Source organism: Bacillus spongiae (assembly GCF_037120725.1).
In the GTDB taxonomy this organism is placed as follows: domain Bacteria; phylum Bacillota; class Bacilli; order Bacillales; family Bacillaceae_K; genus Bacillus_CI; species Bacillus_CI spongiae.
Genome location: NZ_JBBAXC010000007.1, coordinates 143,963 through 170,773, shown reverse-complemented (window position 1 = coordinate 170,773; position 26,811 = coordinate 143,963). Strand labels below are relative to the sequence as shown.

The following is a 26,811-nucleotide window of genomic DNA, read 5'->3' as shown; positions in this document are numbered from 1 at the left end:
CATACATCTCCGTTTAAGTAAATTTCTTATGGTCATTGCTTACTATTAAGGATCAACCATTCTTTTATTATTTTACTATTCTCTTGATAAATCTCTGGTGAAGTCCATTCATTATAAATAGTAGGCATTACAACCTCTTCTTTATTATTGTCTTTTCTTGTTTTGGAAATTAAATGACTGATGTAATTCATCAGCGTTAAAATATCCTTTTTCGTTCCGAGTGAACCATGCCCTGGAACTGCTACTTCAATATCCATTCTTTCAATCTTTTTTAATATCTCAATCCATTTCTCTGGATTCGATTCCTGAAAAAAAGTAGGGTGACAATTAACAAACAATAAATCTCCCATAAAAGCCACTTTATCACTTGGAAGATAGAGTACGCTATCACATTGCGAATGTCCTCCTCCGAAAGTAAATAATTTTGCACTCCGTTTTGGTCCGTAAAATGTTATTTCTTTATAATATAATTGGTTTGGTAATACTAATTCCAATGTCGGCAACGATTGTTCTAGTTCAATTAATGAATTGATTTGGTGCTTTAATTTATCTCCATCAGATTGATGAAGCTGATTTTCTAAAGATTGTCTATAAGCTGAGATTCCTCTTATATCTTTTTTCTGCTTATTTATTCTTTTAGGATGAATGTCTTTCATTTTGGAGAAGGTCATCTGACTTGATATAATCGCACAATCTTTAAACGTTTGGTTACCTCGAATATGATCGCCGTGCCAATGACTATTAACCACAAGTGTAACAGGTCGATTTATTATTTTTTCAGCACAATATCTTAAATCATCAGAAGCTTGTTGTGTATTGAATGTGTCAAAAATAATGACTTGGTCACCTAAATCCACAAACCCTGCATTTGCTACAGAGCCGCTCCCTTCTTTTGCTATTGTTGCATAGACACCATCTCTAACCTTTTTAAGCGTAAAGTGTTTACTGCTGAACTCTGGATTCACTTGCTTCACCTCATTTTAGTTGATGGACGTGTCTTTTTTATATTCGATATTCACATCATGATTCCTTTTAAAGTGAGTTCATCTTTCCCATTTTCCTTCGTTTTTTACATGCTTCATTATGTATCAGCCCTTTTTCCACATTCAGGTAATTCACTGATTCCGTACGTTTCTCTTTTTGATAGATGAGTCGGTATCCCCTATCCGTCTTGTGCTTTGCTTATAATGCGAGGGCATCTCCTCCAACCATCCTCAAACATATTTCTACAAGTAGAGTGAACAGTATAATGGACGCAAGCGTTCTCCCCCGACTATCTAAAAAGTAGTCTATAAAAATAAGGCCAGCCAGGTAAACTATAAATCTGGATGACCTTATAATACCGAAGGACGCATTTCTTAAAGGAAATTTCCCTTTAATTTTATTTATTTTGGAATTCATTCGTTCACATAGAACGAAAACTTAATTGAATATACGAGATTCCTAATTAAGTAGGTCTCTAATCTCTTTTCACTAAGCCATAAAAAAATTGATTAAATATAACCATGTTTCTTTTTTTAAAGTCAGGATACATTTTAATTACTCTGGGATCCGTACGAGTTTTATCGAGAATTTCTAATTGATAAAGAAAAAAATCTGACGTAACATGACTATTAATTTTCCCTTGTTTGATCCCTAATTCATACATCATAAGAGAGTTGTTTATTGAATCCTCATGCAACTTATTTAAAATTTCTTGAACTTCAAGGGTATCACTTTCATACAAGTCTGTAAGAAAGTGAATGGTGTATTTTCCCATTATATCTTGTTTTAAATACAAAACTTCTTTTACAAGCATTTCGAATCCAATTTCTTCTTTCATTAAATTTTTAAAGCGTTCATTTCCCTCATTTACGAAAGCAGAAACTATATGGATAATCAAATCAATTTTGTTTGAGAAGTGCTTATAGAAAGTCCCTTTGCTCGAATTAGATGTATCGCAAATCTCCTCTACAGTCACTTTTTTAAACCCATACTGATTAAATAGCTGAATGGAGCATTCAATTATGATTTCCTTTTTACTTATCTTCATATTTTCTAAAGTATGCAAAATAGCCTACTAATAATCCTACTCCTATAAAACTAATTGACATGATCCAAGGGGACTGCGCAGGATTGTTCCCTGTCTGTAAAGTCAATTCGGGTAACACAATTAGAAATACGCCTTTTAATAAGAAAAATACACCTGACAATGAAACTGCAATTTGAAGGGGTTTCTTCCACTTAAAATGGTGTACAAGAATGGTCATCCCAATAAAGAAATGGACCATACCTGATAGATTAATCAAAACGGGATCTGAGCTTGTATGGGCTACCATCGTTACATAATAGTCACTTGAAAGTGAAAATCCAAGACCTGTTATAAGGTAATAAATTGATACAATTCTGGAGATTCTTACTGTCGAATTCATTTTTTAATCCCCCTAAAATATATTTATGAAACGCTTCATTAAATACTATACGAATTTCGTTTATTTATGTGCATATCGTTTATTTTTGGAATCGATGACTTATTAACGTCGCTCATATATATGTTTCACTGTTTTGCCTCTTTGGTTGTGATAATTCAAAATGATGTAAAAACTTTCCTGTTATATATGCTAAAATGAGGGGTGGGATTGGTGGTTGTACTTTAATGAGTCGCATAGGCTCTATAATACGACCTGAATTACTATTTAAATTATTTAGTGAAGCACTTTGAAAAAATCACAATCTACAGCTTGGGATACAGTTTCTTATGTCGAGCTTAGATATTATAGCTTTAGCTAGTACATAGTAAGCAGTTGTGGAAATATGAACAAGTCTTATACAATTCAAGCATTGAGCAGGAATGTTATATATATGAGTTAAGGTTTTAGAGAGGAGAAGTTGGATGGAACTAGTATTTATTAGACACGGACAAGGTGAACATACCACCGATTTACCTAACAGCTTAAATACGAGGGACCCAGCATTAACTAATCAAGGAAAGAAACAAGCTGTATCACTTAGGTCACAGTTTCCTTTATCATCGACAGATTTAATTCTAATTAGTCCTATGAGAAGAACATTACAAACTGTAGAAATTTGGAGTGAAGGAATACACTGTAGAAAAATTGTTAGTCCATTTTTATCTCCAAGAATGTTTCCTCAAAAGCAGGAGTGGACTACTCTTCCTTGTGATGAACTTTTAGCTAAAGAAAAAATTAAAAATGAATTTAAGGATTTTGAAATTGATGTAGAAGAATTTTCAAAAGAGTGGTGGACAAAAGGAATAAATAAACTACCAGAGCAAGAGTTTGTCTTAATTGCAGACGTCTTTTTGAATTGGTGCAAGAGTACTGGTAAAAATAGAATCTATTTAGTTTCTCATGACGGAACAATAACTTCTTATCGACAATTTATTACTGAAAAAAAACTATCTCGAAATGATTTTCCTAAAGAGGTCGGTTGGTTGAAAGTTAATTGGTAATCTTTATCCGTATGTCTCAAAGACGAAAACTGCTTTGACTACTTGAGTGAATCTAATAAAACTCAAAGAATAACAAATACAAATAAACATCACGGGGAATGAATTTTAATAGTGTCGCGAATCCAAGTCTTCAGCTTTGGTATAAGAATTAACTATCAATGCCATGACTACTCTACTTTTATTCAAGGATTGGGGAGGGTAAAATTTTCACAAAACCAACATTTAGCCTTAAGCTATTTTGATTAACCATTTTCAAAATAGCTTTTTTTATGTTAGCAATAGTATTAAAGTGTGAGGTATTTATGGTTGAACTTTATTCCAAACCAACGCTCCATTCAAATTTTCACCATCTCATCTAGTATAATTTCCTTGCTTTTTTGGAAAATTAACCGCATCTATGAACCTTTAATTCACAAAGGAGTTTACTATGCTAGAAATACTAAAGGATTCACTACTCGTCATCGGAAGAATCTTCACGATTTTACCACTCTTATTAGCTGTGACTATTTTTATGGGGAAACGGTCTATTGGAGAATTGCCGATTTTTGATTTTTTAATTATTTTAACGCTGGGATCTGTCGTTGGGGCGGATATTGCAGATCCTAAAATTGAGCATATTCATACCCTTGTAGCAATTTTAGCTATCGGACTCCTACAGCGGCTAGCTGCGAACGTAAAAATATCAAAAAGGAAAATTGGCAGGCTCATGACTTTTGAACCAACGATAGTAATTCAAGATGGAAAGCTACTAAAAAAAAATTTAAAACGCATTCGATATTCTATTGATAACATTCTTCAGCTGCTAAGAGAAAAGGATATATTTGATGTGTCAGAAGTAGAAACGGCTATCATTGAATCGAGCGGAAATATTAGTGTCTTAAAAAAACCAGCAAAACGCTTTGCTACATTAGAAAGTATAGGGATGCTGCAAAGCACTTCACCGATTTCATTGCCTGTCATAATGGATGGAAAGTTATACCCAAAGGTATTAGAGGATGTTAATGTTTCAACGGCTTGGCTTTTTCAACAATTAACGAAGCAAGGGATTAGCCAGCTAGATGACGTATTTTTTGCTTCTATTAATAAAAACCACCAATTACAAATTTCTTTAAAGAAAGAACAAAATATTAAGGTTCCGAAACTATATCATTAAGAACACCCTTTTTATTATGAAAGGGTAGTGTCTTACTGAATGATTATAGACTGAATTCACCCGAAGTCTACTACCTTATATACCTTATAAACAAACTGTGATACGTGGCTTTCACTCCGTTCATATCACGAAAATGACCGTCATACTGCCTCATTAACTCTTTAAAAAATGATGGTCGCTGGCAGTAGCCTTCTACGTTACTATTATTTGCACCTACCTTTTTTACAGAAGAGAAAAACATACGTACTGTTTCAAAGTATTCTACATAGACCTTTTCAGAACTGAAAAATGGATTATCTCCTCCCCCTAAATATCCTAATTCTTGCTTACATAAATAGGATAGTTCCTGTAATGTATAAAAAGATTGACCTGGTGGATTTGCACGTTCATAAGCTAGTGACTTTTTTGCATTCTCAAAAGACGTATGTAATTCATGGAAGGTATGATTTCCAAAAGTAGAAAATGCAAGAACCCCTCCCATTGCTAGTTGGTTCCCTAGTTTTTTTAGCAATTTCGGTAGATCATTTATCCATTGTAAGGTAGCATTTGAAATGATAATATCGTAACTTTCATTAAGTACCATTTCTTCAATATCACCACATCTAAATGTCACTTGATTGTTCGTTATTCGTTGCTTTGCTTTTTCAATCATACCGGGAGCTAAATCTACTGCCATAATAGATGCCAGAGGAAATGTCTCGCACAACAAATTAGTTAAATATCCTGTGCCACAACCTATTTCTAATATTCGAATCTTCCTATTTTCATCGAATGGTGGAATCGTATGAATTAATTCAATGGCCATTTTCTTTTGAACTATTGCAAAATCATCATAAGATTCAGCTCGTTGGCTAAAACGCTTTTGTAATAATTGTTTATCGATCATGTTTTCCCTCCTACTCCATAAACTCCCTCATAAGCTGCGCACATTTATCTGCCTTTGTGAAAAACGGCATATGTCCAGTATCTTGTAAGACATATATACTCGATTCACTTCCAACTTGCTCATTGATAAATTTTCCTGCTTCAACAGGGGTAATTCCATCTTCTTCTCCATGAATAATCAGGCATGGCACTTTAATAATGGGCAAAATGTTGCGGACATCTGTTTCAATCAAGTATTGTAATCCGACTTCAAGCGAATCTGTACTATCCCCTTGAAATTGCTCGTTGCGTATTTGGACAAACTGATCATAATAGCCTTGCTTATGTTCTGTTTCAGAAAACATTGCGAGATCAAAAGAGCGTAATGTTTGATCCTTATCTCGTTTTACATTTGTTTTCATTCGATTTACGATTCTCTTATGCCAACCATAAGCATAATCATCACCAATCGTAAAGCGACTTGTTCCACCAATAATGATGATGCCTGCTACTTTTTCAGGCACTTGATTGACAACATTTAAGGCGACAATAGACCCTAATGACCAACCAACAAGGTGAACTTTATCCTTCATATCTCTCAAGGTCGAGATAACTCTAGCTTCATATTCAGCCTTCGTCTTGATTCCACGCCAATCGATAAAAGTGAACTCAACTCTCTCTTCAAATGCCTCTATTAACGAACAAAACACATCTTTTTCCATTCCCCAACCTGGCAGTAATAAAGCTTGTTTCATCACAAGATCACTCCTAACTCCTTGCCAACATGGGCAATCTTTTCCACTGCCCAATCAACATCTTGATGCGTATGGGCTGCAGTAATCGTAAAGCGAATTCTTGCTTCTCCTTCTGGGACAGTAGGTGGCCTAATCGGAATAGCAGCAACTCCATTAGTTTGCAACCTACGAGCAAATTGGATTGTTCTTTCATTTTCCCCGACTAGAATAGGTACAATTTGTGATTGACTTCCACAAAGATTAAACCCTAACGCCTCTAATTTCACACGAAATCTATTCGTTAGTTCCTGCAATAAACAGCGTTTCTCCTTATCTGTTTGAACAATTTCAATTGCTCTTACAATCGACCCAACTACGGCTGGTGGTAAGGCAGTAGTATAGATTAATCCACGCATTCGATTCGTTAAATAATCAATCAACCATTTATCTCCGATAACATATGCACCAAAAGAACCCAATGCTTTACTAAACGTTCCCACTTGGATATCTACTTTATTTTGAAGTCCTTCCTGTTCAGCACATCCACATCCGTTTTCGCCCATAACACCACTTGCATGAGCTTCATCAACCATTAATAATGCATTGTATTTCTCCTTTAGTTCCACAAGCCCGGCAAGATTTGCCATATCTCCATCCATACTAAAAACAGTGTCTGTAACAATTAACTTTCGTTTATTTCTCTCTTCCTTTTTTAATAGAGCTTCTAAATGATTTAAGTCATTATGCCGATAGCGCCTATTATGTGCACGGCTTAATATAACCCCATCTACTATACTTGCATGGTTTAATTTATCACTATAAATGACACTATCTCGACCCATTAAAGCAGATATGATCCCTGCATTTGCAGAATAGCCACTGTTTATAATGAGACCTGCCTCCGCTTTCTTCCAATGAATAAGCTTCTTTTCAGCTTCTTCATAAAGGGGATGGTTTCCTACAACTAACCGGGATGCTGTCGCTCCAACACCATAATGATGAATCGCTTCTATCATCGCTTGCTTCAAACGTTGATCTCCAGCTAACCCTATATAATTGTTAGAGGCAAGATTCAACATTTTACGTCCATCCATTTTAAGCCACGCTTGATCTGCATTTTCTGTCGTAATGAGCGAACGTTTTGCAGAGCGGGAACCTAAATCCTCTAGCTCAGCTTTCATTTCCTCTACCCATCTGCCTTGATGATCGATGACAATACCCTCCCTACTATGAAAGAGCATATGTCATGCAACATACGCTCTCCTTTTTCATTATCGCCTAACGATTTGAATAAAAACTCGATTCATTTCTAGCCAATCTAATTTTAATCAATGTGTATTGTCTTTTATACATAAAATAAACCTTATTTATTCGCTTGTTCTAATAGATAGGTCAAATTAACTCTATCCATCATCATGTTAACAATGTCCTCTCGGTTGAAGTGCTCCATCCATGGGACCACTCCAAGGACTGGAACACCGGAGAATTGTTCAATTAGACTCGGATTGGTCGCTTCCGCAATTCCACTTTCTTTTTTCAATCCATTTATAATAACACCGAGTACGTTTAGTCCAGCTTGTTTTGCATATTCGATTGTCAGCAATGTATGATTTACAGTTCCTAAGCTCGGACGAGCGACAATCAAAATGGGAAGGCCGATTTCTTTTGCCAGATCTGAAACAAGATAGTTTTCCCCTAATGGAACGGCCAATCCACCAGCCCCTTCAATAAAATAAAACTCGTGTTGATTTTTTATTTGTTCCCAAGCACGAACGAGTTCTTCTTTCGTTACGTGTTCTCCCTGTCTTTTGGCTGCAACGTAAGGAGCTAGCGGTTCAGGAAAACAATAGGGGTTAATTTTCTCTAATGGCGTATTATCTTGTGACATCCTTTTTAAATAAAAGGCATCACTTTCAGGGTTTTCCCTATTTACTCCGCTGAGCATTGGCTTGAACACGCCAACATCATGCCCCGCTTCCTTTAAAGCTGCTGCAATTCCTCCAGTAATAAAGGTTTTCCCTATTTCTGTATCTGTTCCTGTTACAAATATGCCTTTACTCATTTAGGAACGGTCTCTTTCTGTTGTCGTATAAATCGCTTCATACATAATAGACATCATCTCCTGGAGTTCTTCTGTCGTACTTGCCAATGGTGGCATAAATACGATGACGTCTCCAAGCGGCCTTGTCAGCATGCCTAGTTCTCGCATTTTCAACGATACTTGATATCCCATGCGTTCTTCCCACTGAAAAGGCTCTTTCGTCTGCTTATTTTTCACTAATTCGATTCCAGTCATAAAACCGATTTGCCTAATATCACCTACATGGTTTAGTTCATGAAATTTAGTTAATGTTTCTTGAATGACTTTCGATTTCTGCTGCACGTTTTCGACTATTTTTTCGCTTTCAAATAAATCGAGGTTGGCAAGAGCAACCGCGCACCCTAGCTGATTTCCCGTATAAGAGTGGCCATGGAAAAACGCTTTTAACTTCGTATAATCATCATAAAAGGCTTCATAAATACGTTCACTTGTCATCGTAATCGCAATCGGTAAATAACCGCCGGTAAGCCCTTTTCCAGCAGTCATAATATCAGGTACTACTCCTTCATGATTGCACGCGAACAGTTCTCCCGTTCGACCAAACCCTGTTGCGACTTCATCTGTAATGAGAAGAACATCATAGGCTTTGCATAACTTTGAAACTCCAGATAAAAAGCCTTTTGGCATTTTAATCATCCCACCAGCACCTTGCATCATAGGCTCGACTATGAGTGCTGCAATTTCCTCATGGCGTTCCTTTAGTAGTGTTTCTAATTCATTTAAACACTCATCACGACACACTTCAGCCTGATTCGAAGGATGACGGTATGTATATGGGTAAGGCGTTTTATAACTATTAAACATTAACGGCTTATACACTTTATGGAACACATCGATATCCCCAACACTAACGGCACCAACTGTATCGCCATGATAGCCATTATTCATTGTGACAAATTTCTGTTTTTTCGTCTCTCCAATATTTCTCCAATATTGGAAAGCCATCTTCAAGGCAATTTCAACTGAAGTGGCTCCACTATCCGAATAAAAAACACGATCAAGCCCTGGAGGTGTTAGGTTTACTAAACGTTCAGCAAGCTCTGTCGCTGGCACATTCGTCATACCTAAAAGGGTGGAGTGGGCAATTTTTTCAAGCTGTACACGAATGGCTTCATCTAGCTCTTTTTTTCTATGCCCATGTACGTTCAACCAAACGGAAGAAAAACCATCATAATACAACTTCCCTTCCGTATCCTTTAGCTTCACACCTTCTCCACTTTCAATAATAAGAGGATCCTTCTCGTAATCTTTCATTTGTGTAAACGGCAACCACAAGTATTTCTTACTCTTTTCTATCAACTGTTCGTGATGAGACAACATTCTCCACTCCTTTTTGTTAACCTTGTTAATAATATTAGTTAACATATAGTTATTCTCATCTAACCATGATGCTATTCATCTGTCAAGAACACGCTTACGAAACTCTCTACCTTTCATTCCTATACCTACTCCCTCCATGTTTGTGTCATAATAAAGAACCCCCTCCATACAATAGAGGGGGTTCATCATGACAAATCCTAATTTAGATAGTCATATAGATTTTATCTAATTAAAAGACACCAACACTATCCCAAGCTGAAGCAACAGAATTCGCTTCACTTGAACCATATAAATCTTGAGCAGATTGAATAAGTGCTTGACGTGCATCGGTAAACTGACTGTTAGGTGTTAAGTAAACCGTTAATGCGCGATAGTAAATATTCTCTGCTTTTGATTTACCAATTGCATTAATCGTATGGTAAGCAGCTTTATTTGGAATTCCACTATTGATATGAACTCCACCCCAATCTCCTGCTCTCGTATTTGGTAACACTTCAAAGTCATTCATATGATCAGGTTGATCGTATAAAGTTGGATTCGATAGACTTCTTAATGCATCCCCAGGAATCGTTGGTGTATATACATCTTCTCCCAATAACCAATTCTCTGAATCTACGAAATAACCGAATACGTCAGAGAAAGACTCATTTAAAGCTCCTGGCTGAAATTCATAAACTAAATCTGCTTCATAATCTGTTACAGCATGTGTCAGCTCATGTGCAACGACATCCTTTGAACCAGAAAGAGCTGTAAAGGTAAATCCATCTCCGTCACCATAAATCATTTGATTTCCATTCCAACCTGCATTGTTATAGTTACTTCCGTAGTGGACAGTTGATGTTATATCTGCTCCCCTATCATCATAGCTTTCACGTCCAAATGTTTCATAGAAATAATCAAAGACTTCACCAGCATAATAATGAGCATCCACACCAGCCTTTTGTCTGTCACTAAAGAACGTGTTTCCTGAATCCGTCATATAACTTCCTGGTAATCCAAAAGTTCTATAGTTATTATCAAACGTTTGAATAACTCCAGCCATTGGTTTCGTCACATCAAACAGATAATACGTATTATTGTAAAAATACGTATTTAAGGATTTTGTGTCACCTAATACACCTGTTCCTGTTCCTGTAGAAGCTACATCATGCACTTCGTTAACCGCCTTGAGGACTTCCCCATTTTCTGCATTTACCCATACATTCCAGTTTGCGATATAAGGTTCAGAAAACTGCATCGTTACATGATAAGCTAATGAATATTCTCCGTTTTCCTCTAGTACAACTAATTGTTGATCCTCAGAAAGAAAGCTTGTCTCACCCTTTGGTGTTGCAATCTTTCTATCTGCTTGCTTTCGGTCTACATCAATATGCTTCCAAGCCTTATTCAATGCTTGTGATTTAGTCAGTTTTTTACTTTGTTTTACTTTCGACGGTGAGTTTGCATGGAATTCTCCGTTTATTGATACTAAATTATCGTTTTCATCAACATGTAGAATAATCTGGGATTGATCAATTGGGATATTTTGAATAGCTGGTTGGAAAGTATAATGAGTCATACCAAGCTCGTCAGTCTCTTTTTCTATAAAGATAAGCTCTTTTTTAGGATTAATTCCAAACGTACCTTTATTTGCTTGGAAAAATTTCTCCACATCCTTTTCAGATTTGATTTTTTCTGAAGAGAAATTCCCTTTGACAAAGGCTGGCGTATTGGATGCAGAAATTGAAGATTTCAATTCTGCTCCCATCTCAGGACTTAGACTCCAATTTCCAGATTCATTCGCTGATGCCATCCCTCCAGCTGCAAATAAAGTCGTACTTAATGTTAATGCTGTTGCTACCTTTTTCATTTTTCTTTTTTTCATTTTATCTCCTCCTTAAGACAAGACTATCATCAATAAATAAAGTCGTTAATTCTCATTTTCCGTAATAAATAGCGAAATTTTAGTGCTTCTTATCTTATTTTTCTTATTATTCTAACTATTTTATATAAAACTATTCTTATAGGAATATTGACTATTAAATTATTATTTCTATGATAGATTTTAAATTACAATTAAATTAGTAAGCGGTCCCTTAAATAAAAAAAGCGAATATCCTTTCAGTAGGAAGATTCGCTTGCAATCATCTCAATAGACTAACTATTATCCTATTTCTATTAATGGACTGGTGGTAGTTCGGTACTGTGAACTGGCGGTAGCTCACCAGCGTGAACTGGTGGTAACTCACCAGCATGAACCGGTGGTAGCTCACCAGCATGAACCGGTGGTAACTCTTCAGCCCCTATGTAGTTGGAAGCTCCAAAACTAACACTAATCATAACAATTGAAAAGATTATTGCTTTACTTACTTTTTTCATTATATCTCCTCCTTCAAAAATCTTAGAATATGTTTTATTATATACTAACAGTATATTATCTTTTTTCTGAAAATTCTTAATTAAATTACATTATTCATAGCTTTTCGTCTATATTCTCTCAAAAACAACAAAAATATAATTATAGGAATATTTTATACCCTATTGAAAGGAGAATCTGCCTTGGACTTTTCTAAAATAGGTGAGGAAATCTTTATGTTAAGAAAGTCAATTGGAATGTCTCAAACTGAACTGAGTAAAGGCATTTGTACGCAAGCTCAAATCAGTAAAATTGAAAAAGGGCTAGTTTACCCGTATGCTACTACCCTTTATCAAATTGCAAAAAAATTAGGTGTCGACCTTAACTACTTTTTTGACATTGCTTCCTCGCCAAACATTAGTTATATAAAGGAACTTGAAAGTCTTTTGAAACAGTATCGGCGGAAAATGGAGTACAAAAAAATTCAAGACATTATTCATGATGAACGAAAGAATCCTTTAGTAATCAATAATAAATACAATTTCCAGTTACTATTGTGGCACCAAGGAATTTGTCTCTATCACCTCGATAACCAACCAAAAGAAGCCATTTCTATACTCAATCAAGCAATTGAACTGACAAATCAACATCTTAAAGTTTATAGCGAAAGAGAGATTGAAATCATTAATAGTAAAAGTGTCATCTACTTTGAACAACATGAGTATGACCTCATGTTACTCGAGTATAAAGGAATTATGGGTCAACTAGACTCATTGCATACTCAAATTGATCCTACAATTAAAACCCGTATTTTATATAACACAGCAAAAGGATTAACGAGAAAGGAAGAGTACGAGCAATCGATACATTACTGCATGGAAGGAATAGAATGGTGTCAAGAAACCGATAATATGTACTTGTTTGCCGAACTACACTACCATATTGGCTATAATTATGAAGCCCTGAATGATTGGCAGAGTGCTTACGAGTTTATGAGTAAAGCACTATTTATGTTCGATATTCAAAATAATCATCAGTATACTCCTTTAATTCATAGGAAACTAGATGACATTCATCATCTTTTATTACAATGAAAGGGGTTGTTTTTTAAAATAAAGCACCTCTTAACGAAGATGATGAATTTTTTCACTCCTAACTTTCCCACTTTAAAGCATAACAATATACTTTGAATCTTCTGAAAAACAACTAGAAGCACCTGATGAAATCAGGTGCTTCTAGTTGTTCCTATTCTTCTTCAGCCACAAATGTTCTTTGTCCAAGTTCATTTTCTAGCATAAAGAATGCATTGCTATCTTGGTCAATTCGTCTTAATTTTTGAATTAATCCATCAAATAACGCTTCCTCTTCTACTTGCTCTTCAATGAACCATTTTAAAAACGTCATTGTTGCATGCTCTCTCTCATCAAGTGCCATATCTGCTAGCTGATAAATTCGACGTGTGACTTCTTTTTCATGCTTTAAGCCATTTTCGAATGCATCTAAAACAGAAGTAAATTCGTTATTTGGGTCCGTGAATCCATCAACTTCCACACGTTCACCTAAATCATTAATAAAGTTATAAAATTTCATTGCATGAAAGCGCTCTTCTTCTGCTTGAATTAAAAAGAAGTTGGCAAAACCATCTAAATTTTCTGCTGAGCAATAAGCGGCCATAGCCATATACGCATGCGCAGAATAGAACTCATAATTCATTTGATCATTTAAACCTTTGGCTAATTTCTCACTAATCATCTTTTATCCCTCCTACACTCCGTAGTATAGCACACATAATAAAATCAACGTTCATGGTTTGCTTTTTAATGTGGATTTCTTAAATTAGCCACATTTTATCAATGTCATACAAAGGTTAACTTGTGCGTAATTTTTCCTAATAATCCCCTACTGAAGATCTCCCTATAAAAAATTCCTACTTGAGGTGCACCTTCTTCTCATCCTCCAGTTGTAATTTTTATGAATAATGAAAATACTTTGAATTTATCCCGGAATATTCAGTTATACTGTTCACGTAACAAGTGCTTTTCATTACTGAATTCGAAAAGGAGAAAAAGAATGAAATTATTAAAGTTTATTTTGAACAGAAAGATACTTGTAGGTTTACTTGTCCTATTCATTTTGGCGATTGGTAGTTACTCCGTTTTCCAACTAGATAGAGAATTATTCCCTGAAATGGACTTTGATAGTGCTTTCGTTGAAATTGATGCAGGAGATATGGCAGCGATTGAAGTAGAACGTACGATTACGACTCCTATCGAAAAGCAACTCCTCTCAATAAATGGAGTAACAGATGTCCACTCCACAACTATTATCGGCAAGAGCAATATGACAATCATGTTTGAGAGAGGAAGGGGGAATGAACTTTCAGCAGAAGTAGAAAGTGTGGTAAATTCTGCAGCAGCAAACAACCCAGGAATAAAGAACGTGATTGCTGGACAAATCAGTATAAACCAAGGTTACGAATTTTTCATGGATATCTCAGGTGGAGACATGAAAGAAATGACTACTTTTGCAAAAGAAGTACTCGAACCAAGATTAGAAGCTTTACCAGAAGTTCGTGATGTGATGCTTTCTGGTAGTTTCGAGCAAGAACTGACCATTGATTTTAATCGAAGCAAAATTACTGAACTCGGTATTGATTTTCAGCAAGCTATCAATACGATATCGAATACTAATACTACCACTACTCTCGGAACATTTAGCGGTGAAGCAAACAATCCCTCTCTTCGTTGGAATACTTCCTTAAACAGTATAGATGATGTAAAAAACATTAGTATCCCTTCTCCATCTGGCTCTATACCCCTTAGTGACATTGCAAACATATCACTTCAACCTTTGGAATCATCTTCATTTGTTTGGAAAGATGGGACGAAAGATCTAATCTTTATTCAAGTTGGACGCGTGACTGATGTAACACAAATTGAAATGGCCGAAGCAGTCCGAAATGAAATTCAAGCGATCCGTGATGAGAATTTAGTCAATGGCTTCGACATCATGGAAATCGTGGCACAAGCTGACTATATTAAAGATTCCCTCGATGGAGTAACCAACAATATTATTATTGGTGGACTCATTGCAATCGTCATTTTATTTTTGTTTTTACGTAATTTGCGAGCAACTTTTATTATTGGGCTTTCGATCCCTACCTCCATTCTACTTACCTTCTTGACAATGTGGCTGTTTGACTACAGTTTTAATATATTAACTTTAATTGCACTTGGTTTAGGGATTGGAATGATGGTCGATTCTTCCATTGTCATACTTGAATCCATTTACAGGAAAAAGGAACAAGGACTTTCTAATTTTGTTGCGGTTTTGGATGGAACGAAAGAAGTCGCGACAGCTGTATTTGCCTCAATGCTTACCACCATCGTTGTCTTTCTTCCAATCGGATTGCTCGGCGGTGAAATAGGGCAATTTATGATAATATTATCAGCTGTCGTAGCCATTACCCTTATTAGTTCTGTAGTCGTTTCTTTTACCTTAATCCCTACGTTATCAGAAAAATTCTTAAAGCTACGAAAACATGCTGAAAAGCGGACGAATGGTCCTATCATTAAAGCCTATCGTAAATTAATCCAATGGATAGTGAGTAAAAAGCGCTATAGTGTAGCAGTTATCGGTTTATTCCTCATCCTATTTATAGGATCGTTCCTACTTATATCGAAAATTCCCATGACCATTATGCCAGATATGTTTAATCGTTATACTGAATTAGCGGTTGATGTTGAGTCAGGCTTGTCCCTAGAGGATAAAGAGGAAGTAATAACAGAAATAACGAATACATTAGTTGGTATTCAAGATGTAGAAACGACTTACATCATGGACAATGGAACTATGTTTTATTTAATTATTAATATGACAAAAGGGGACGAAATAACCCGCGAGCAAAAAGAAGTCAATGAAGAAATACTCAGTTCTTTACGTACATTGGAGGAAAATGGACCAATCGAAAGTGTGGCTAGTTCATTGACTGGTAGTAGTAGTTCTCCTATTCAAGTGACCATCTCAGGCGAAGATTTTGAGGACTTGCAAACCATTGCAGCAACCTTTCAAAATGAACTGGAAAGTATAAAAGGAGTCGTTGGAGTAAAGACTTCAGTTGATCGAACGACGATTGAAGAAGAAATTAAATTAAAGGAAAAAGAAATGGAAGAAGCAAGGGTAACACCATCACAAATTTCACAATATATTGAGCAAGCCTTTCTTCAAATGGAGGTGGGAGCTCTTTCTTTAGATAATGAAACCATTCCATTGAAGGTACGGTGGGAAGAGACGACCGCTCAACGCTCAGATTTATTAAATTTAACCATACCAACTGAAATTGGAGAAAGAAAACTTTCTCACTTTATTGAATTAGAAAGTATGAATACACCAAATGAAATTTCACATACAGATGGAGAACGCTTTGTTTCTATCTCTGCGGACATTGAAGGAACAGACTTAGGGACAGTTAACCTAGACGTTCAACGATTAATCAATAATTTTGAAACACCGTTAGGATATGACATTTCCGTTGCTGGTGATCTCGAACAGCAACAGCAAGTCATGATAGAAATGCTGCTCATTTTGATTATTTCCATCTTCTTAGTTTATCTCGTCATGGCGGTTCAATTCAATCATCTCATTCATCCACTCGTTGTCATGGCCGTTATTCCAATGACGATTGTCGGCGTAATCCTTGGCTTATTCATTACAAAGCATGAGCTTAGCGTGATGTCAGGAATGGGAGTAATTATGCTCATCGGCATTGTTCTCAATAATGCTATATTATTAATTGACCGTACGAATCAATTACGGAAACAAGATTACTCGATCCAAGAGGCTCTTATGCAGGCTGGAACAGATCGGATTCGTCCAATTTTCATGACCACATTAACAACAGCTGGCGGGATGCTTCCATTGGCTTTAGCGTCTGGAACAGCAGGAAACTACCAAGCACCGATGGCCACTGTTATTATTTCAGGGTTATTGTTTGCCACATTCATTACATTGTTATTGATTCCGGCGGTATACCGACTATTTGCTAATATTAGCTTTTCGTTTAGTATTAACAGAAAGCTAAAAAAGAAGAAGAAAACAACCGCTCATTCAGCTACATCTGCCGTCCGTTAAATCATTTAAACCTAATAGATTACAATGAAAAAAGGACTGCTATTGCAGTCCTTTTTTCGGATTAACGATCAAATTAAAAAGTATAATTATACTTCGGCGTATCGTATGCTAATGACCCTTTCTCATATGTGAAGAAGAAATTAATGTCATCTCCTACACTTACTCCCTGAACCGTATATTCCCAAGCATCTCCTACCTTAACAGCTCTTACATTTTGTTGTACATCATTATTTTTCACATAATGAAAGTCAACAAAAGCAGCAGGTTCCTGAGTAGGATTAAACGTAAATTTAAGGCTATCCGTCCCTACCTTTTCAATTTCAATTCGATAATCTCCTTCTTCAATGACATCACCATTACCTGGATTAACACTGTCATTTGTAAAGGTGATCCAATTCAAGTTACCAATATCCGTTGAAGGGGCTCCTTTGAATACTACGTATAAATCATGAACACCTGAAGTCGAGCTAATTGTGGCAGAACTAGTCTCCCATTGTTGCCATCCCCCAGTGTTTATTAAGTCAATCTCACCTATTAAAGTACCTTCAGGAGAATCTAGTCGCAATTCAATAGTCCCAGAAGTTTCAGAAGCTACTCTTCCTTCAACACCTGTCGCACCTTCTCCAAAATCTACATTTTCAAAGGCAATATAATCTCCATTACTTGCCCAGCCTACATTTGAACCGCCACCAGTGTCAGTGGTCGCTTCCGTTTGAATACCACTCATCAAATCAAAATCTTCTGCTTCCAATTTTCCAAACGCATCTTTCGTATCGACTGGGTCAGTTCCTGGGTCAGTCCCCGGATCTGTTCCTGGGTCAGTTCCTGGATCTGTTCCTGGATCTGTTCCTGGATCCACTTCACCATTCCCAATATTAAATTCGTGTGGTTCAACCGTTACAACTTTTCCATCTGAGAATGTAACCGTTTTCACTTCATCCGTCATATTATACACAACATATGTTTTCACATTACCCTTTTTAAAGACAGCATAGACTGGATAATCGGCTGTTACAGATAAATCTGTTGTTCCAACAGCATTTAAATTATGGATCCAATGATACGTATTCGCTTTTGAATTTCCAGCTTCTGGTGAAAACACATCTGCACGGGCATTAAATTGTTGAATAGCGTCTTCAGGATTTTCAATCGCTCGATACATCCAGATGAGATCTTCCCAAACATCCCAATTTGTACCGTTATTTTCTGACACTAATGCATCATAGTTGCGCTTCGTATACTCTGGATATTGTGTTAAATATAGAGACGCTCCTGTAATTGGTAACCAGTTAATTCCATGAACTTCCTCTGGGTTAGCCGTCCACCATACTGCATCTCCAACTGTTTTTCCACCCCATACCATACTAGCCGTTTCTTTCGTAAATCCAGGAGCATGGTTTTCATCATGTACATCAAACCAGTATTCATTAATCGCATTCATTTCAGTTGTATATAAGTAAATACCTAGATCTCTTAACTCTTTATTCCCAGTTGCTTCTCCCCATAAAATAATTCCTGCCCAAGCATTCATCGCTTCAGAAGAAGATTCGTTGTTATTGCCATCAAAGAATTTTGCATGTCCAGAAGCCCAAGAATGACCAGCATACATGTCAAAGTTTCTCATGAAAGGAAAACTTTCATCGTTTCGATCCCAGTTTGCAATATCTTTAATTAATAATTCTACCATTTGACCCCATTGATTTTGGCTTGCCCAATCCTTATCTACACGAGCAAGCTCCGCAGCCGCTTTAATAAAATAGCCATAATGGAAGTGGTGGTCATTCATTTCCTCTACAGAGCCAAAGCTATCAGGGTATCCTAATAAAGTTCCCCAGTTTTGATTGTAGTAAAATAATCTCTCACCTTCTAAATTGCCGTTTGCATCACTAGCAGTAAACCAATCTTCTAACCCAGATGCCATTTCTTGTCTAAATTCATTTGCCGCTTGCATATCCCCAACTTGTTCGGCAATTGGAGCTAATGTAGCAAGCTTTCCTAAATGTTTTCCGTACCAATACGTATCTGGATCTGGTTGTCCACCTTCATTTTGTGCTTCGTCTATATAACTTGCAAGTGTCGCTTTATCATATGATCCAAGATCAGGTAATGAAGGTAAAACTCCGTTAAAGTCCATATTGGTTGTGAAAGAGACACCTTCTGCTACTTTCATTTCACCACGGACAGAAGGATACGTATATGTTAGTAATTCTTTGTTCGTATGTTTCCATTGGTGCGGATAAAGGGCAAACAGTGTTCCTTCCGTAGACCCCTCTTTGGAAACGGTTTCAAAATTGTACGTAGTTTTAACTTGACTTGTCGCTTCATCAAAAGCCCAATCCACTTTTGTATCAACAATATGTGAATAAGCGTATTGCTTAAATTTTTCTAGCGTCTCAACCGAATTATCTGGTAAAACCGCTACGGAGAAATAATCTTTACCATTTAAATTGTTCGTTAATTCTTTTGTACCAATTCCTGTCCACGTTGAACCTTCTGGACCAAATAGCGCATAATGACTGCCCTTCTCTGTTGTGATTCCTAGTACATTACTATTTGCATCACCATACCAAATGGTCGGTGGGATGGATGGAAGTGTGATAGTTGGATTACCACCCTCATAAGTTGCATAAACATACGGAGATCCATGACCATAAGTAACATGTAAAGAATTGGACCCGTTTTTATATTCGTTTGTCACGAACCAATCGCTAAATTGATCGACTTTCGTATCTTCAAAAGCACTTGTTCCAGAGTGACCAAGGACAAAATCATCAATGTCATTCATCCAGCCCTTAGTAAATCCACCTAATCCTTCAATACTATTACTAGGATTATAGATTCGTAGACCATCCGCTTGATTAATCATTGCTAACGGATGAGGATACTGAGCATCTGAATATTGTACCCAAGCCGTTGAACTCCACCAATCATTCGTCGGAGTTGCTCCTGTAACATTATCTGTTTTATAAATATCAGGTTGAACATCGTTAACACCAGCAGGCTTAACAGTTGAGTAACTGCCAGCTCCTAATGCTACTTCTCCCGGAAATGCTGATGCAGTAGACGGGAGCATGACTGAGGCAGTAAGACAGATTGCAAGAATAATTGCTGCAATTTTTTTCATTTTAACTCTCCTCTTCAATTTTTTTGTTTTCCCCAAATACTATTGAAACAATAAATTTATTATTCAAACCAATACTCTAATAGAGTGAACTTCTATTAGAGCATTAGTTGAATGACTTTTTCAGACGACTTTTAAATGAAATAATTAGTAAGTATAATCATACTTTGGCGTATCATACGCTAGAGGGTCTTTTTTATATGTGAAATAGTAGTTAAGAGAATCCCCTTTATTTACGCCTTGAATTGTATACTCCCATGCATCACCGACTTTTGTAGCAATGACATTTTGTTGATTGCCGCCATTTTTCACATAGTGAAAATGAACAAATTCAGAAGTTCCATATTTCGGAATGAACGTAAAGGTCAATTGATCTGCTCCTGCATTAGCGACCTCAATTCGGTAATCCGCTTCCTCGATTACATCGTTATTCGCACCACTGTTCTCTTTGGTGAAGGTAATCCAATTTAGATTTCCGATGTCTGCTGAAGGGTCTCCTTTAAACACCAAATATAAATCATGAATACCTGATGTTGGAAGAATAGTAGAAGAGCTTGTCTCCCATTGTTGCCATCCTCCCGTATAGTTAAGGTCAATCTCACCGATTAAGGAGCCATTCACGGAGCCTAGACGCAATTCAATGGTTCCAGATGATTCAGAAGCAATTCTTCCTTGAACACCTGTTGCACCATCTCCAAAATCTACATTATTAAATGCAATATAATCTCCATTACTTGTCCAGCCAATATTCTCGCCACCACCAACATCTGTGGTACCTTCTGTTTCAACGCCACTATTCAAATCAAAATCTTCTGCTTCTATTTTTTCAAAAGCATTTCTGTTAGTGACTGGATCTATTGTATCTCCATTCCCTGTGTTAAATTGATTTGGTTCAGCCGTCACAACTTTTCCATCCGAAAATGTAACCGTTTTCTTTTCGTTCGACATATTGTATACAACATAGGTCTTCACATTATTCTTTTTAAAGACTGCATAAAATGGATAATCTGCTGTAACAGAACGATCGACAGAGCCAAGAGCATTTAAATTATGGATCCAGTGGTACGCATTTGCTTTTGTGTTTCCTGCTTCTGGAACAAACACATCTTTCCGTTCATTAAATTGTCTTATTGCGTCTCCTGGGTTTTCGATAGCACGATACATCCAAATTAAATCTTCCCAATTATCCCAATTGTCTCCGTTATTTTTAGCAAATAAAGCATCATAATTTCGTTTCGTATATTCTGGGTATTGAGCTAAATAAAGAGAGGCTGCCGTAAATGGTAACCAGTTAATTCCGTGAATTTCCTCTTCACCTTCTGTCCACCATACTCTATTTCCAATGGTTGCTCCACCCCATACCATACTTGCTGTTTCCCCTACATATTCCTCAGGGAAGTTCTCGTTATTCACATCAAACCAGTACTCATTAATGGCGTTCATTTCCGTCGTATATAAATAGATTCCTAAATCGCGAAGCTCTTTATTCCCTGTCGCTTCACCCCATAAAATAATACCAGCCCAAGCATTCATTCCTTCTGAAGAGGATTCATTGTTATTCCCATCAATGTATTCTCCATTAAAAACAGCATCTCCAGAAGCCCATGAATGACCTGCATACATATCAAAGTTTCGTAGGAATGGGAAACGATCATCATTTCGGTCCCAGTTCGCAATATCTTTAATCAACATTTCAACCATTTGACCCCATTGACCTTGACTTGCCCACTCTTTATCAACACGTGCTAGTTCTGCAGCCGCCTTAATATAATAGCCATAATGGAAGTGATGGTCGTTCATATGCAGAACGGAGCCAAAGTTATCTGGGTACCCCAGTAAAGTTCCCCAATTTTGGTTATAGTAAAATAGCGATTGATTCTTTAAACTTCCATTTTGATGACTAGCTGTAAACCAATCTTCTAATCTATCCTTCATTTCCTGTCTAAATTCATTTGCCGCACTCTGATCCCCTACTTGTTCGGCAATTGGGGCTAATGTAGATAAAACACCTAAATGCTTCCCAACCCAATATGTATCTGGCTCAATTGGATTTAAATTTCCATGCTGTGCTTCATCGATATAGCCTGCTAGTACGTTTTTATCATATGTTCCTAAGTCTGGTAATGAAGGTAAGACCCCATTAAAGACCATATTCGTTGTGAAAGATGTACCTTCCGCAACTTTCATTACACCGCGAACAGAAGGGTACGTGTAATTCAGTAATCCTTTGTCCGTGTTTTTCCATTGGTGTGGATAAAGAGCAAATAATGTTCCCTTTGTAGACCCTTCTTTGGAAACGGTTTCAAAAGAGTACGTAGTTTTTACTTGGCTAGTTGCTTCGTCATAAGCCCAATCCACTTTCGTATCGACAACATGTGAATATGCGTATTGCTTGAATTTCTCTAAAGTGGCTACTGAATTATCTGGCAATACAGCTACGGAAAAGTAATTTTTCCCGTTAAGGTTGTTTGTTAATTTCTTTGTTCCAATTCCTGTCCAAGTGGAACCTTCTGGACCAAATAAAGCGTAATGACTACCTTTCTCGGTTGTGATTCCTAGTACATTACTATTTGCGTCTCCATACCAAATTGTTGGTGGCAGAGAAGGCAGTGTGATTTGTGGGTTTCCTCCCTCATACGTTGCATAAACATACGGAGAACCATGCCCATAAGTAACGGATAAAGTATTAGCACCTGCTTTATATTCATTTGTTACGAACCAGTCACTAAATTGATCTACTTTCGTATCGTTAAAATTGCTTGTTCCTGAGTGACCAAGGATGAAATCATCAATCGCATTCATCGACCCCTGTGTAATGGCACCTTCTGTTTTAATATGGTGACTAGGGTTATAGATTCGAAGACCTTCCGCCTGATTATTCAATGCTAGGGGGTGAGGATATTGCTGTTCTGAATATTGTACCCAAGCCGTTGAACTCCACCAATCGTTCGTCGGAGTTGCTCCTGTAACATTCCCTGTTTTGTATATTGTTGAAGGCAAATCATTTACTCCATTTGGTTTTACTGTTGAATAACTACCAGCTCCTAATGACACTTCACCAGGAAACGCGTTTGCAGTAGGAGGAACCATCAACGATACCGTTAGAATGAACGCCATCACAATACCTGCAACTTTCTTCATATTTAATTCTCCTCTTCTCATTAATCCATTTTTCTTTTTTTTTACATTTTTCATGTACACCTTGTGATTCACCTATTATCCTATCAGAGATAATTTCTGCTAGAGCACTAGTGGAATGCCTTCCAATCTATATAGCAACCTCTTAAGGAAGGCGTTGAAGAGGTGAAATACCTCTTCAACATAAAGGGACATTCTTTAGTCTAACGTCACATGTAGCTCAGCTACAGCCCCCTTTCTAATAGATAGAGCATCATCCTCCTGAAGATAGGCACTCTCAACTTTTCGAGTTGTTCCATCTCGATAGACTAACTCAAATGCTGTTACTTTTGCCTTTTCTGTACCGAACGTATCAAGCTTCTTTCGGTTGTAATACGTTACCTTCGTTTGTCCTAGGAACATAAATGTCAATAATCCTGATTCATTAAATAACCACTTCGGTAAAATCGGTGATAGGGTAAGGGTTAACTTTCCTTCTTTTACTTGGAAAAGCTCTTTCCCCATCATCATTACTTTCCACATGCTTAAGAATTCTGCTGTTGATCCACTTAGACGAGCAACAAATCCTCTTCCATGCATCTTTTCATCAGGATTTGTAGAAGTAGCAATAAAGGACGAATTTTCAAGTGTACTTCTACCATAAATTTTTGGATCTAAGAAAGGAATCAGGGCAGTTTGAATTTCTGTAAAATACTCTTCTGATAATCCCGATTTTAACAACGCTAACAAATATTTATAAGACATATGCAAGAAGTTAGACTCACGCTCTAACCAACCAGGAGTGAACGCTTTAATTCTTCCTATTTCATGAGATTCCTTCTCTAAGCCGACAGATGTTTTATACATTTTCAGCCCTTGATCAAATAAATCACTGTTTCTCACCTTTTGATAGATTTCACGCGCTTTACTATTATCATCAATGGACTTTAATGCGCGTGCTGGACCTTCAAGGAAAGAAGGAAGTGGTGTCGGATTTGAAAACTTGGTCACGTTTGCCTTCGGCAGACCGTAAGAGCTCACTACTTCATTTCCAGCTTCATCTTTCACAGACTCAAACGCTTCTGCTTCAAAGGTTAAATAAGTAGGGTAAAGGCCATCTCCAAGCTCTTCTGCTTTTTCAATTCCCAAGTCAACCTTTTGGATAAAGGATTGATAAATGGTTGCTATTTCTTGAAGAGAGAGAACTTTTTCTTCCCCATCTATCCCAAAGTGAATATCTTTACGATACTTTTCTCTCGCCGAAGATACGTTATCCCAATACGCAAAATCATCCAAGTTTCCACTATTTTTTTGCTCTAGTAACTGACTGATACTTCTTAAAAGTTCTACCATTTCAATTGGGAGCGAAACTTCTTTATCTTGATACTCCTTCGTCATATTTAATATGAACGATAATATCCGTTTCAGTTCAAAGGTTTCACTAACTCCAGAACCAAATATTCCAGGTAAGCCGTTAAGCGCATCATTCCACCCCGGTTTATTCGCTTCCATTTCAACTCCGATTCCTGCAGGGTCAAGGGTTGAAAACTTCATAAGCGATAGAGAAACGAGCTTAGCAAATAAATTCGTTTGGTAGATTTCTCCCTGCCCATGCTTCGTTCTTAACCAGTTTGTATCATCAAGGGTAACCCTTAACTTACTCATCTTCTCTTCATCTTCAATGACGGAGCCAAATTGTCGAACTTTTCCGTTGGATAGAACATACTTTTCACTTCTTGGCAGAACGGATACCGGACTATCAAAAAATGTATAGCTACTATCTTCAAATAAAAACTCATTTTGTTTATCTGGATAAATATTGAGATAGCTCTCAATTAAATCCATATTATATGTCCAGTGATCAATCCAATACCCTTCACCAAAACTAGCTTCAAAGTTTTGTTTAGATATTTTCATTACCTCTGATACGATTTGATTAGGCTCTGCCTTAAGTTGTATTTGGTTATCTGTAAGAAAACTAATTAACTTACCTGGTGTAAATGTCTCTGCTAATAATGCTTTAAATTCTTTTTGGTGACTAGCAAAGTGCTGCGTCAAAATCTTATCGAGTTGATCATCATTTTTACCTTGAATTTCAAAAGAACACCCTTTAACAGATAGAGGGTTATAACCGTCTGCTTGAATAAAGCTCATGAACATCTTCGTGTTGAAACTTCCAACTTTAGGGTTGAAGTATATGTCATTCCTTCTATTTTGATTTGCGTCCCTAAAGTTTCCATTCCCTTGTGAAAAATATTCTGGAGCAATCTTAAAGAAGTTATAATCTCTCTCTAAATCCCCATGTTTACGTGAGAACACATGATACACGAAGTCTTCTTCTTCATTTTCAAAAATGTAAGGGTATCCACCTCTTAGCAAATTGTCTAAATAACTTTGACGACTATATTCATCAAACAGTTGAGAACCTGTTTCTGTACCAATCGAATTAGTTAGTTCTCTCGTTAACATAATCGCTTCATTTTGCTTTTGGTCAATATAGCTCATGCTCACCACTTGCTCTATATGATCTTTGATAAGCGAGAAATCTGTAACATGACCAATGATAGTTCGAATATTTACCGTCTCATCTTTCTTTAAAGAGCCTCCTACTGGTGTAAAGCCACAAGGTACTTTATTCGCTGTCACTTGTTGTGCCTTCGTAAGCTCAGTAAGAGAAAAAGCATCAAAACTTTCTGGGTATAAAAGAGATGTGTCTTCCCCAAAAATGATCTCTGAATCTACTATTGGCGTAATAAGCTTTTCATCATCGGAAAAGGACAAATAAAAATGGCCGCTCGTCACTTCATTTACCTCTGCTTCATCCCCAATGCTAGCTCTCACTCGATAATATGGTACCTTTTCATCTAAGTGATACACTTCCATCCAACTTCTCATTAAGCTCCCGACTTCTTTATAAGCAGCATTGGTTACACCAAACGGTAGAATCTCAGGTAGCCCATCAAGTACTTCTAACTCTACTGGCTCGTCTTTTAAGTTCTTAATAGATACTTTACGGACAAGCCCCGCAAATTTAGCTTCTGGCATATTAAAATATTGGATCATTATTTTCAAACCAAGCTCTTGATTAATTTCCTCAATGCTTAGTTGATTCGCTTCAATGTACATTTTTCTTTGAATATAATCAGCATTTGCAGTAGGACGAAACGCTTCGTACACTTCATCATTATTGATTTTAATAAACGTTCGAAACCCTGCTGTTGCAACCGTTTTATAGGCAATATTGGCAGGAGAAAACTCTAAAATAGGAGAATTTTTATCTTCTACTCCGAAGCTGCTAATCCCTTGACCTCTATTCACATAAAACGTCCACATTGGAATGCCTGTGAAACCAGCTATTCCTGGTAAAAAACTTGAAAATGTTTTGGCTTTATCATAATTTTCAATAACAAATCTTTTCTGATCATCGAAATAGTAATTACCTTTTGACATGAGCATAGCCCACCTTTAAACATGGATTTTTAAAT

The 26,811-nt window shown here is 36.8% G+C and carries 18 protein-coding genes; 4 read left to right on the top strand and 14 right to left on the bottom strand.

What is annotated here, in order from left to right; translation table 11 throughout:
* Positions 1 to 32: 32 nt before the first annotated feature.
* The 3 genes from WAK64_RS10585 to WAK64_RS10575 all read right to left on the bottom strand — a co-directional run bounded on the left by WAK64_RS10585 (position 33) and on the right by WAK64_RS10575 (position 2,411).
* Positions 33 to 965, bottom strand: coding sequence for an MBL fold metallo-hydrolase (locus WAK64_RS10585; RefSeq protein ID WP_336586939.1), 933 nt, complete (start codon positions 963 to 965; stop codon positions 33 to 35).
* A 494-nt stretch (positions 966 to 1,459) separates the two neighbouring features.
* Positions 1,460 to 2,050 (bottom strand): TetR/AcrR family transcriptional regulator, encoded by a 591-nt coding sequence (locus WAK64_RS10580; RefSeq protein WP_336586938.1) that lies wholly within the window; start codon positions 2,048 to 2,050, stop codon positions 1,460 to 1,462.
* Complete coding sequence (locus tag WAK64_RS10575) at positions 2,019 to 2,411, bottom strand: hypothetical protein (protein ID WP_336586937.1); 393 nt, start codon at positions 2,409 to 2,411, stop codon at positions 2,019 to 2,021. The genes WAK64_RS10580 and WAK64_RS10575 overlap by 32 nt, the downstream gene beginning before the upstream one ends.
* A gap of 461 nt (positions 2,412 to 2,872) precedes the next feature.
* On the opposite strand from WAK64_RS10575, the gene WAK64_RS10570 reads away from it, so the two are divergent.
* Both WAK64_RS10570 and WAK64_RS10565 read left to right on the top strand, forming a co-directional pair.
* On the top strand, positions 2,873 to 3,451 hold the full coding sequence (locus tag WAK64_RS10570; RefSeq protein WP_336586936.1) for a histidine phosphatase family protein: 579 nt from the start codon (positions 2,873 to 2,875) through the stop codon (positions 3,449 to 3,451).
* A gap of 427 nt (positions 3,452 to 3,878) precedes the next feature.
* The gene (locus WAK64_RS10565) at positions 3,879 to 4,604 is read left to right on the top strand and encodes a DUF421 domain-containing protein (RefSeq protein WP_336586935.1); all 726 of its coding nucleotides are present in this window, start codon (positions 3,879 to 3,881) and stop codon (positions 4,602 to 4,604) included.
* A 70-nt stretch (positions 4,605 to 4,674) separates the two neighbouring features.
* On the opposite strand, the gene bioC is transcribed toward WAK64_RS10565, so the two are convergent.
* From bioC to WAK64_RS10530, 7 genes are all read right to left on the bottom strand, one after another.
* Positions 4,675 to 5,490, bottom strand: a complete 816-nt coding sequence (bioC, locus tag WAK64_RS10560) for a malonyl-ACP O-methyltransferase BioC (RefSeq protein WP_336586934.1) — start codon at positions 5,488 to 5,490, stop codon at positions 4,675 to 4,677.
* A 10-nt stretch (positions 5,491 to 5,500) separates the two neighbouring features.
* Positions 5,501 to 6,223 carry an alpha/beta fold hydrolase gene (locus tag WAK64_RS10555; RefSeq protein ID WP_336586933.1) on the bottom strand — a complete coding sequence of 241 codons (723 nt, stop codon included), beginning with the start codon at positions 6,221 to 6,223 and terminating at the stop codon, positions 5,501 to 5,503.
* A complete protein-coding gene (gene bioF, locus WAK64_RS10550; RefSeq protein WP_336586932.1) occupies positions 6,223 to 7,383 on the bottom strand; it encodes an 8-amino-7-oxononanoate synthase in 1,161 nt (386 codons plus the stop codon). The genes WAK64_RS10555 and bioF overlap by 1 nt, the downstream gene beginning before the upstream one ends.
* Before the next feature lie 182 nt (positions 7,384 to 7,565).
* The gene (gene bioD / locus WAK64_RS10545; protein ID WP_336586931.1) at positions 7,566 to 8,264 is read right to left on the bottom strand and encodes a dethiobiotin synthase; all 699 of its coding nucleotides are present in this window, start codon (positions 8,262 to 8,264) and stop codon (positions 7,566 to 7,568) included.
* Positions 8,265 to 9,623 carry an adenosylmethionine--8-amino-7-oxononanoate transaminase gene (gene bioA / locus WAK64_RS10540; protein WP_336586930.1) on the bottom strand — a complete coding sequence of 453 codons (1,359 nt, stop codon included), beginning with the start codon at positions 9,621 to 9,623 and terminating at the stop codon, positions 8,265 to 8,267.
* A gap of 229 nt (positions 9,624 to 9,852) precedes the next feature.
* The gene (locus WAK64_RS10535) at positions 9,853 to 11,487 is read right to left on the bottom strand and encodes a M4 family metallopeptidase (protein WP_336586929.1); all 1,635 of its coding nucleotides are present in this window, start codon (positions 11,485 to 11,487) and stop codon (positions 9,853 to 9,855) included.
* Positions 11,488 to 11,780: 293 nt separating this feature from the next.
* Positions 11,781 to 11,981 (bottom strand): hypothetical protein, encoded by a 201-nt coding sequence (locus WAK64_RS10530; protein WP_336586928.1) that lies wholly within the window; start codon positions 11,979 to 11,981, stop codon positions 11,781 to 11,783.
* A 180-nt stretch (positions 11,982 to 12,161) separates the two neighbouring features.
* Between WAK64_RS10530 and WAK64_RS10525 the strand changes: the two genes are divergently transcribed.
* Entirely contained in the window at positions 12,162 to 13,052 is an 891-nt protein-coding gene (locus WAK64_RS10525) for a helix-turn-helix domain-containing protein (RefSeq protein ID WP_336586927.1), read from the top strand.
* Positions 13,053 to 13,203: 151 nt separating this feature from the next.
* Here WAK64_RS10525 and WAK64_RS10520 read toward each other — a convergent pair whose 3' ends face one another.
* The gene (locus WAK64_RS10520) at positions 13,204 to 13,710 is read right to left on the bottom strand and encodes a ferritin (protein WP_336586926.1); all 507 of its coding nucleotides are present in this window, start codon (positions 13,708 to 13,710) and stop codon (positions 13,204 to 13,206) included.
* A 318-nt stretch (positions 13,711 to 14,028) separates the two neighbouring features.
* Between WAK64_RS10520 and WAK64_RS10515 the strand changes: the two genes are divergently transcribed.
* Positions 14,029 to 17,088: an efflux RND transporter permease subunit gene (locus tag WAK64_RS10515; RefSeq protein WP_336586925.1), complete on the top strand. Its 3,060-nt coding sequence runs from the start codon at positions 14,029 to 14,031 to the stop codon at positions 17,086 to 17,088.
* Between the two features lie 73 nt (positions 17,089 to 17,161).
* Here WAK64_RS10515 and WAK64_RS10510 read toward each other — a convergent pair whose 3' ends face one another.
* The 3 genes from WAK64_RS10510 to WAK64_RS10500 form a co-directional block, all read right to left on the bottom strand.
* Positions 17,162 to 20,212 carry a glycosyl hydrolase gene (locus WAK64_RS10510; RefSeq protein WP_336586924.1) on the bottom strand — a complete coding sequence of 1,017 codons (3,051 nt, stop codon included), beginning with the start codon at positions 20,210 to 20,212 and terminating at the stop codon, positions 17,162 to 17,164.
* 144 nt (positions 20,213 to 20,356) lie between these two features.
* Positions 20,357 to 23,350 carry a glycosyl hydrolase gene (locus WAK64_RS10505; RefSeq protein ID WP_336586923.1) on the bottom strand — a complete coding sequence of 998 codons (2,994 nt, stop codon included), beginning with the start codon at positions 23,348 to 23,350 and terminating at the stop codon, positions 20,357 to 20,359.
* Positions 23,351 to 23,545: 195 nt separating this feature from the next.
* Entirely contained in the window at positions 23,546 to 26,776 is a 3,231-nt protein-coding gene (locus WAK64_RS10500) for a cellobiose phosphorylase (RefSeq protein WP_336586922.1), read from the bottom strand.
* Between the last annotated feature and the right edge of the window lie 35 nt (positions 26,777 to 26,811).

What these genes read in the sequence shown, in the direction of transcription:
- WAK64_RS10575 (WP_336586937.1), bottom strand. Translation starts at nt 2,411, where the DNA reads ATGAATTCGACAGTAAGAATCTCCAGAATTGTATCAATTTATTACCTT.
- WAK64_RS10570 (WP_336586936.1), top strand. Translation starts at nt 2,873, where the DNA reads ATGGAACTAGTATTTATTAGACACGGACAAGGTGAACATACCACCGAT.
- WAK64_RS10565 (WP_336586935.1), top strand. Translation starts at nt 3,879, where the DNA reads ATGCTAGAAATACTAAAGGATTCACTACTCGTCATCGGAAGAATCTTC.
- bioC (WP_336586934.1), bottom strand. Translation starts at nt 5,490, where the DNA reads ATGATCGATAAACAATTATTACAAAAGCGTTTTAGCCAACGAGCTGAA.
- WAK64_RS10555 (WP_336586933.1), bottom strand. Translation starts at nt 6,223, where the DNA reads ATGAAACAAGCTTTATTACTGCCAGGTTGGGGAATGGAAAAAGATGTG.
- bioF (WP_336586932.1), bottom strand. Translation starts at nt 7,383, where the DNA reads ATGAAAGCTGAGCTAGAGGATTTAGGTTCCCGCTCTGCAAAACGTTCG.
- bioD (WP_336586931.1), bottom strand. Translation starts at nt 8,264, where the DNA reads ATGAGTAAAGGCATATTTGTAACAGGAACAGATACAGAAATAGGGAAA.
- bioA (WP_336586930.1), bottom strand. Translation starts at nt 9,623, where the DNA reads ATGTTGTCTCATCACGAACAGTTGATAGAAAAGAGTAAGAAATACTTG.
- WAK64_RS10535 (WP_336586929.1), bottom strand. Translation starts at nt 11,487, where the DNA reads ATGAAAAAAAGAAAAATGAAAAAGGTAGCAACAGCATTAACATTAAGT.
- WAK64_RS10530 (WP_336586928.1), bottom strand. Translation starts at nt 11,981, where the DNA reads ATGAAAAAAGTAAGTAAAGCAATAATCTTTTCAATTGTTATGATTAGT.
- WAK64_RS10520 (WP_336586926.1), bottom strand. Translation starts at nt 13,710, where the DNA reads ATGATTAGTGAGAAATTAGCCAAAGGTTTAAATGATCAAATGAATTAT.
- WAK64_RS10515 (WP_336586925.1), top strand. Translation starts at nt 14,029, where the DNA reads ATGAAATTATTAAAGTTTATTTTGAACAGAAAGATACTTGTAGGTTTA.
- WAK64_RS10510 (WP_336586924.1), bottom strand. Translation starts at nt 20,212, where the DNA reads ATGAAAAAAATTGCAGCAATTATTCTTGCAATCTGTCTTACTGCCTCA.
- WAK64_RS10505 (WP_336586923.1), bottom strand. Translation starts at nt 23,350, where the DNA reads ATGAAGAAAGTTGCAGGTATTGTGATGGCGTTCATTCTAACGGTATCG.
- WAK64_RS10500 (WP_336586922.1), bottom strand. Translation starts at nt 26,776, where the DNA reads ATGTCAAAAGGTAATTACTATTTCGATGATCAGAAAAGATTTGTTATT.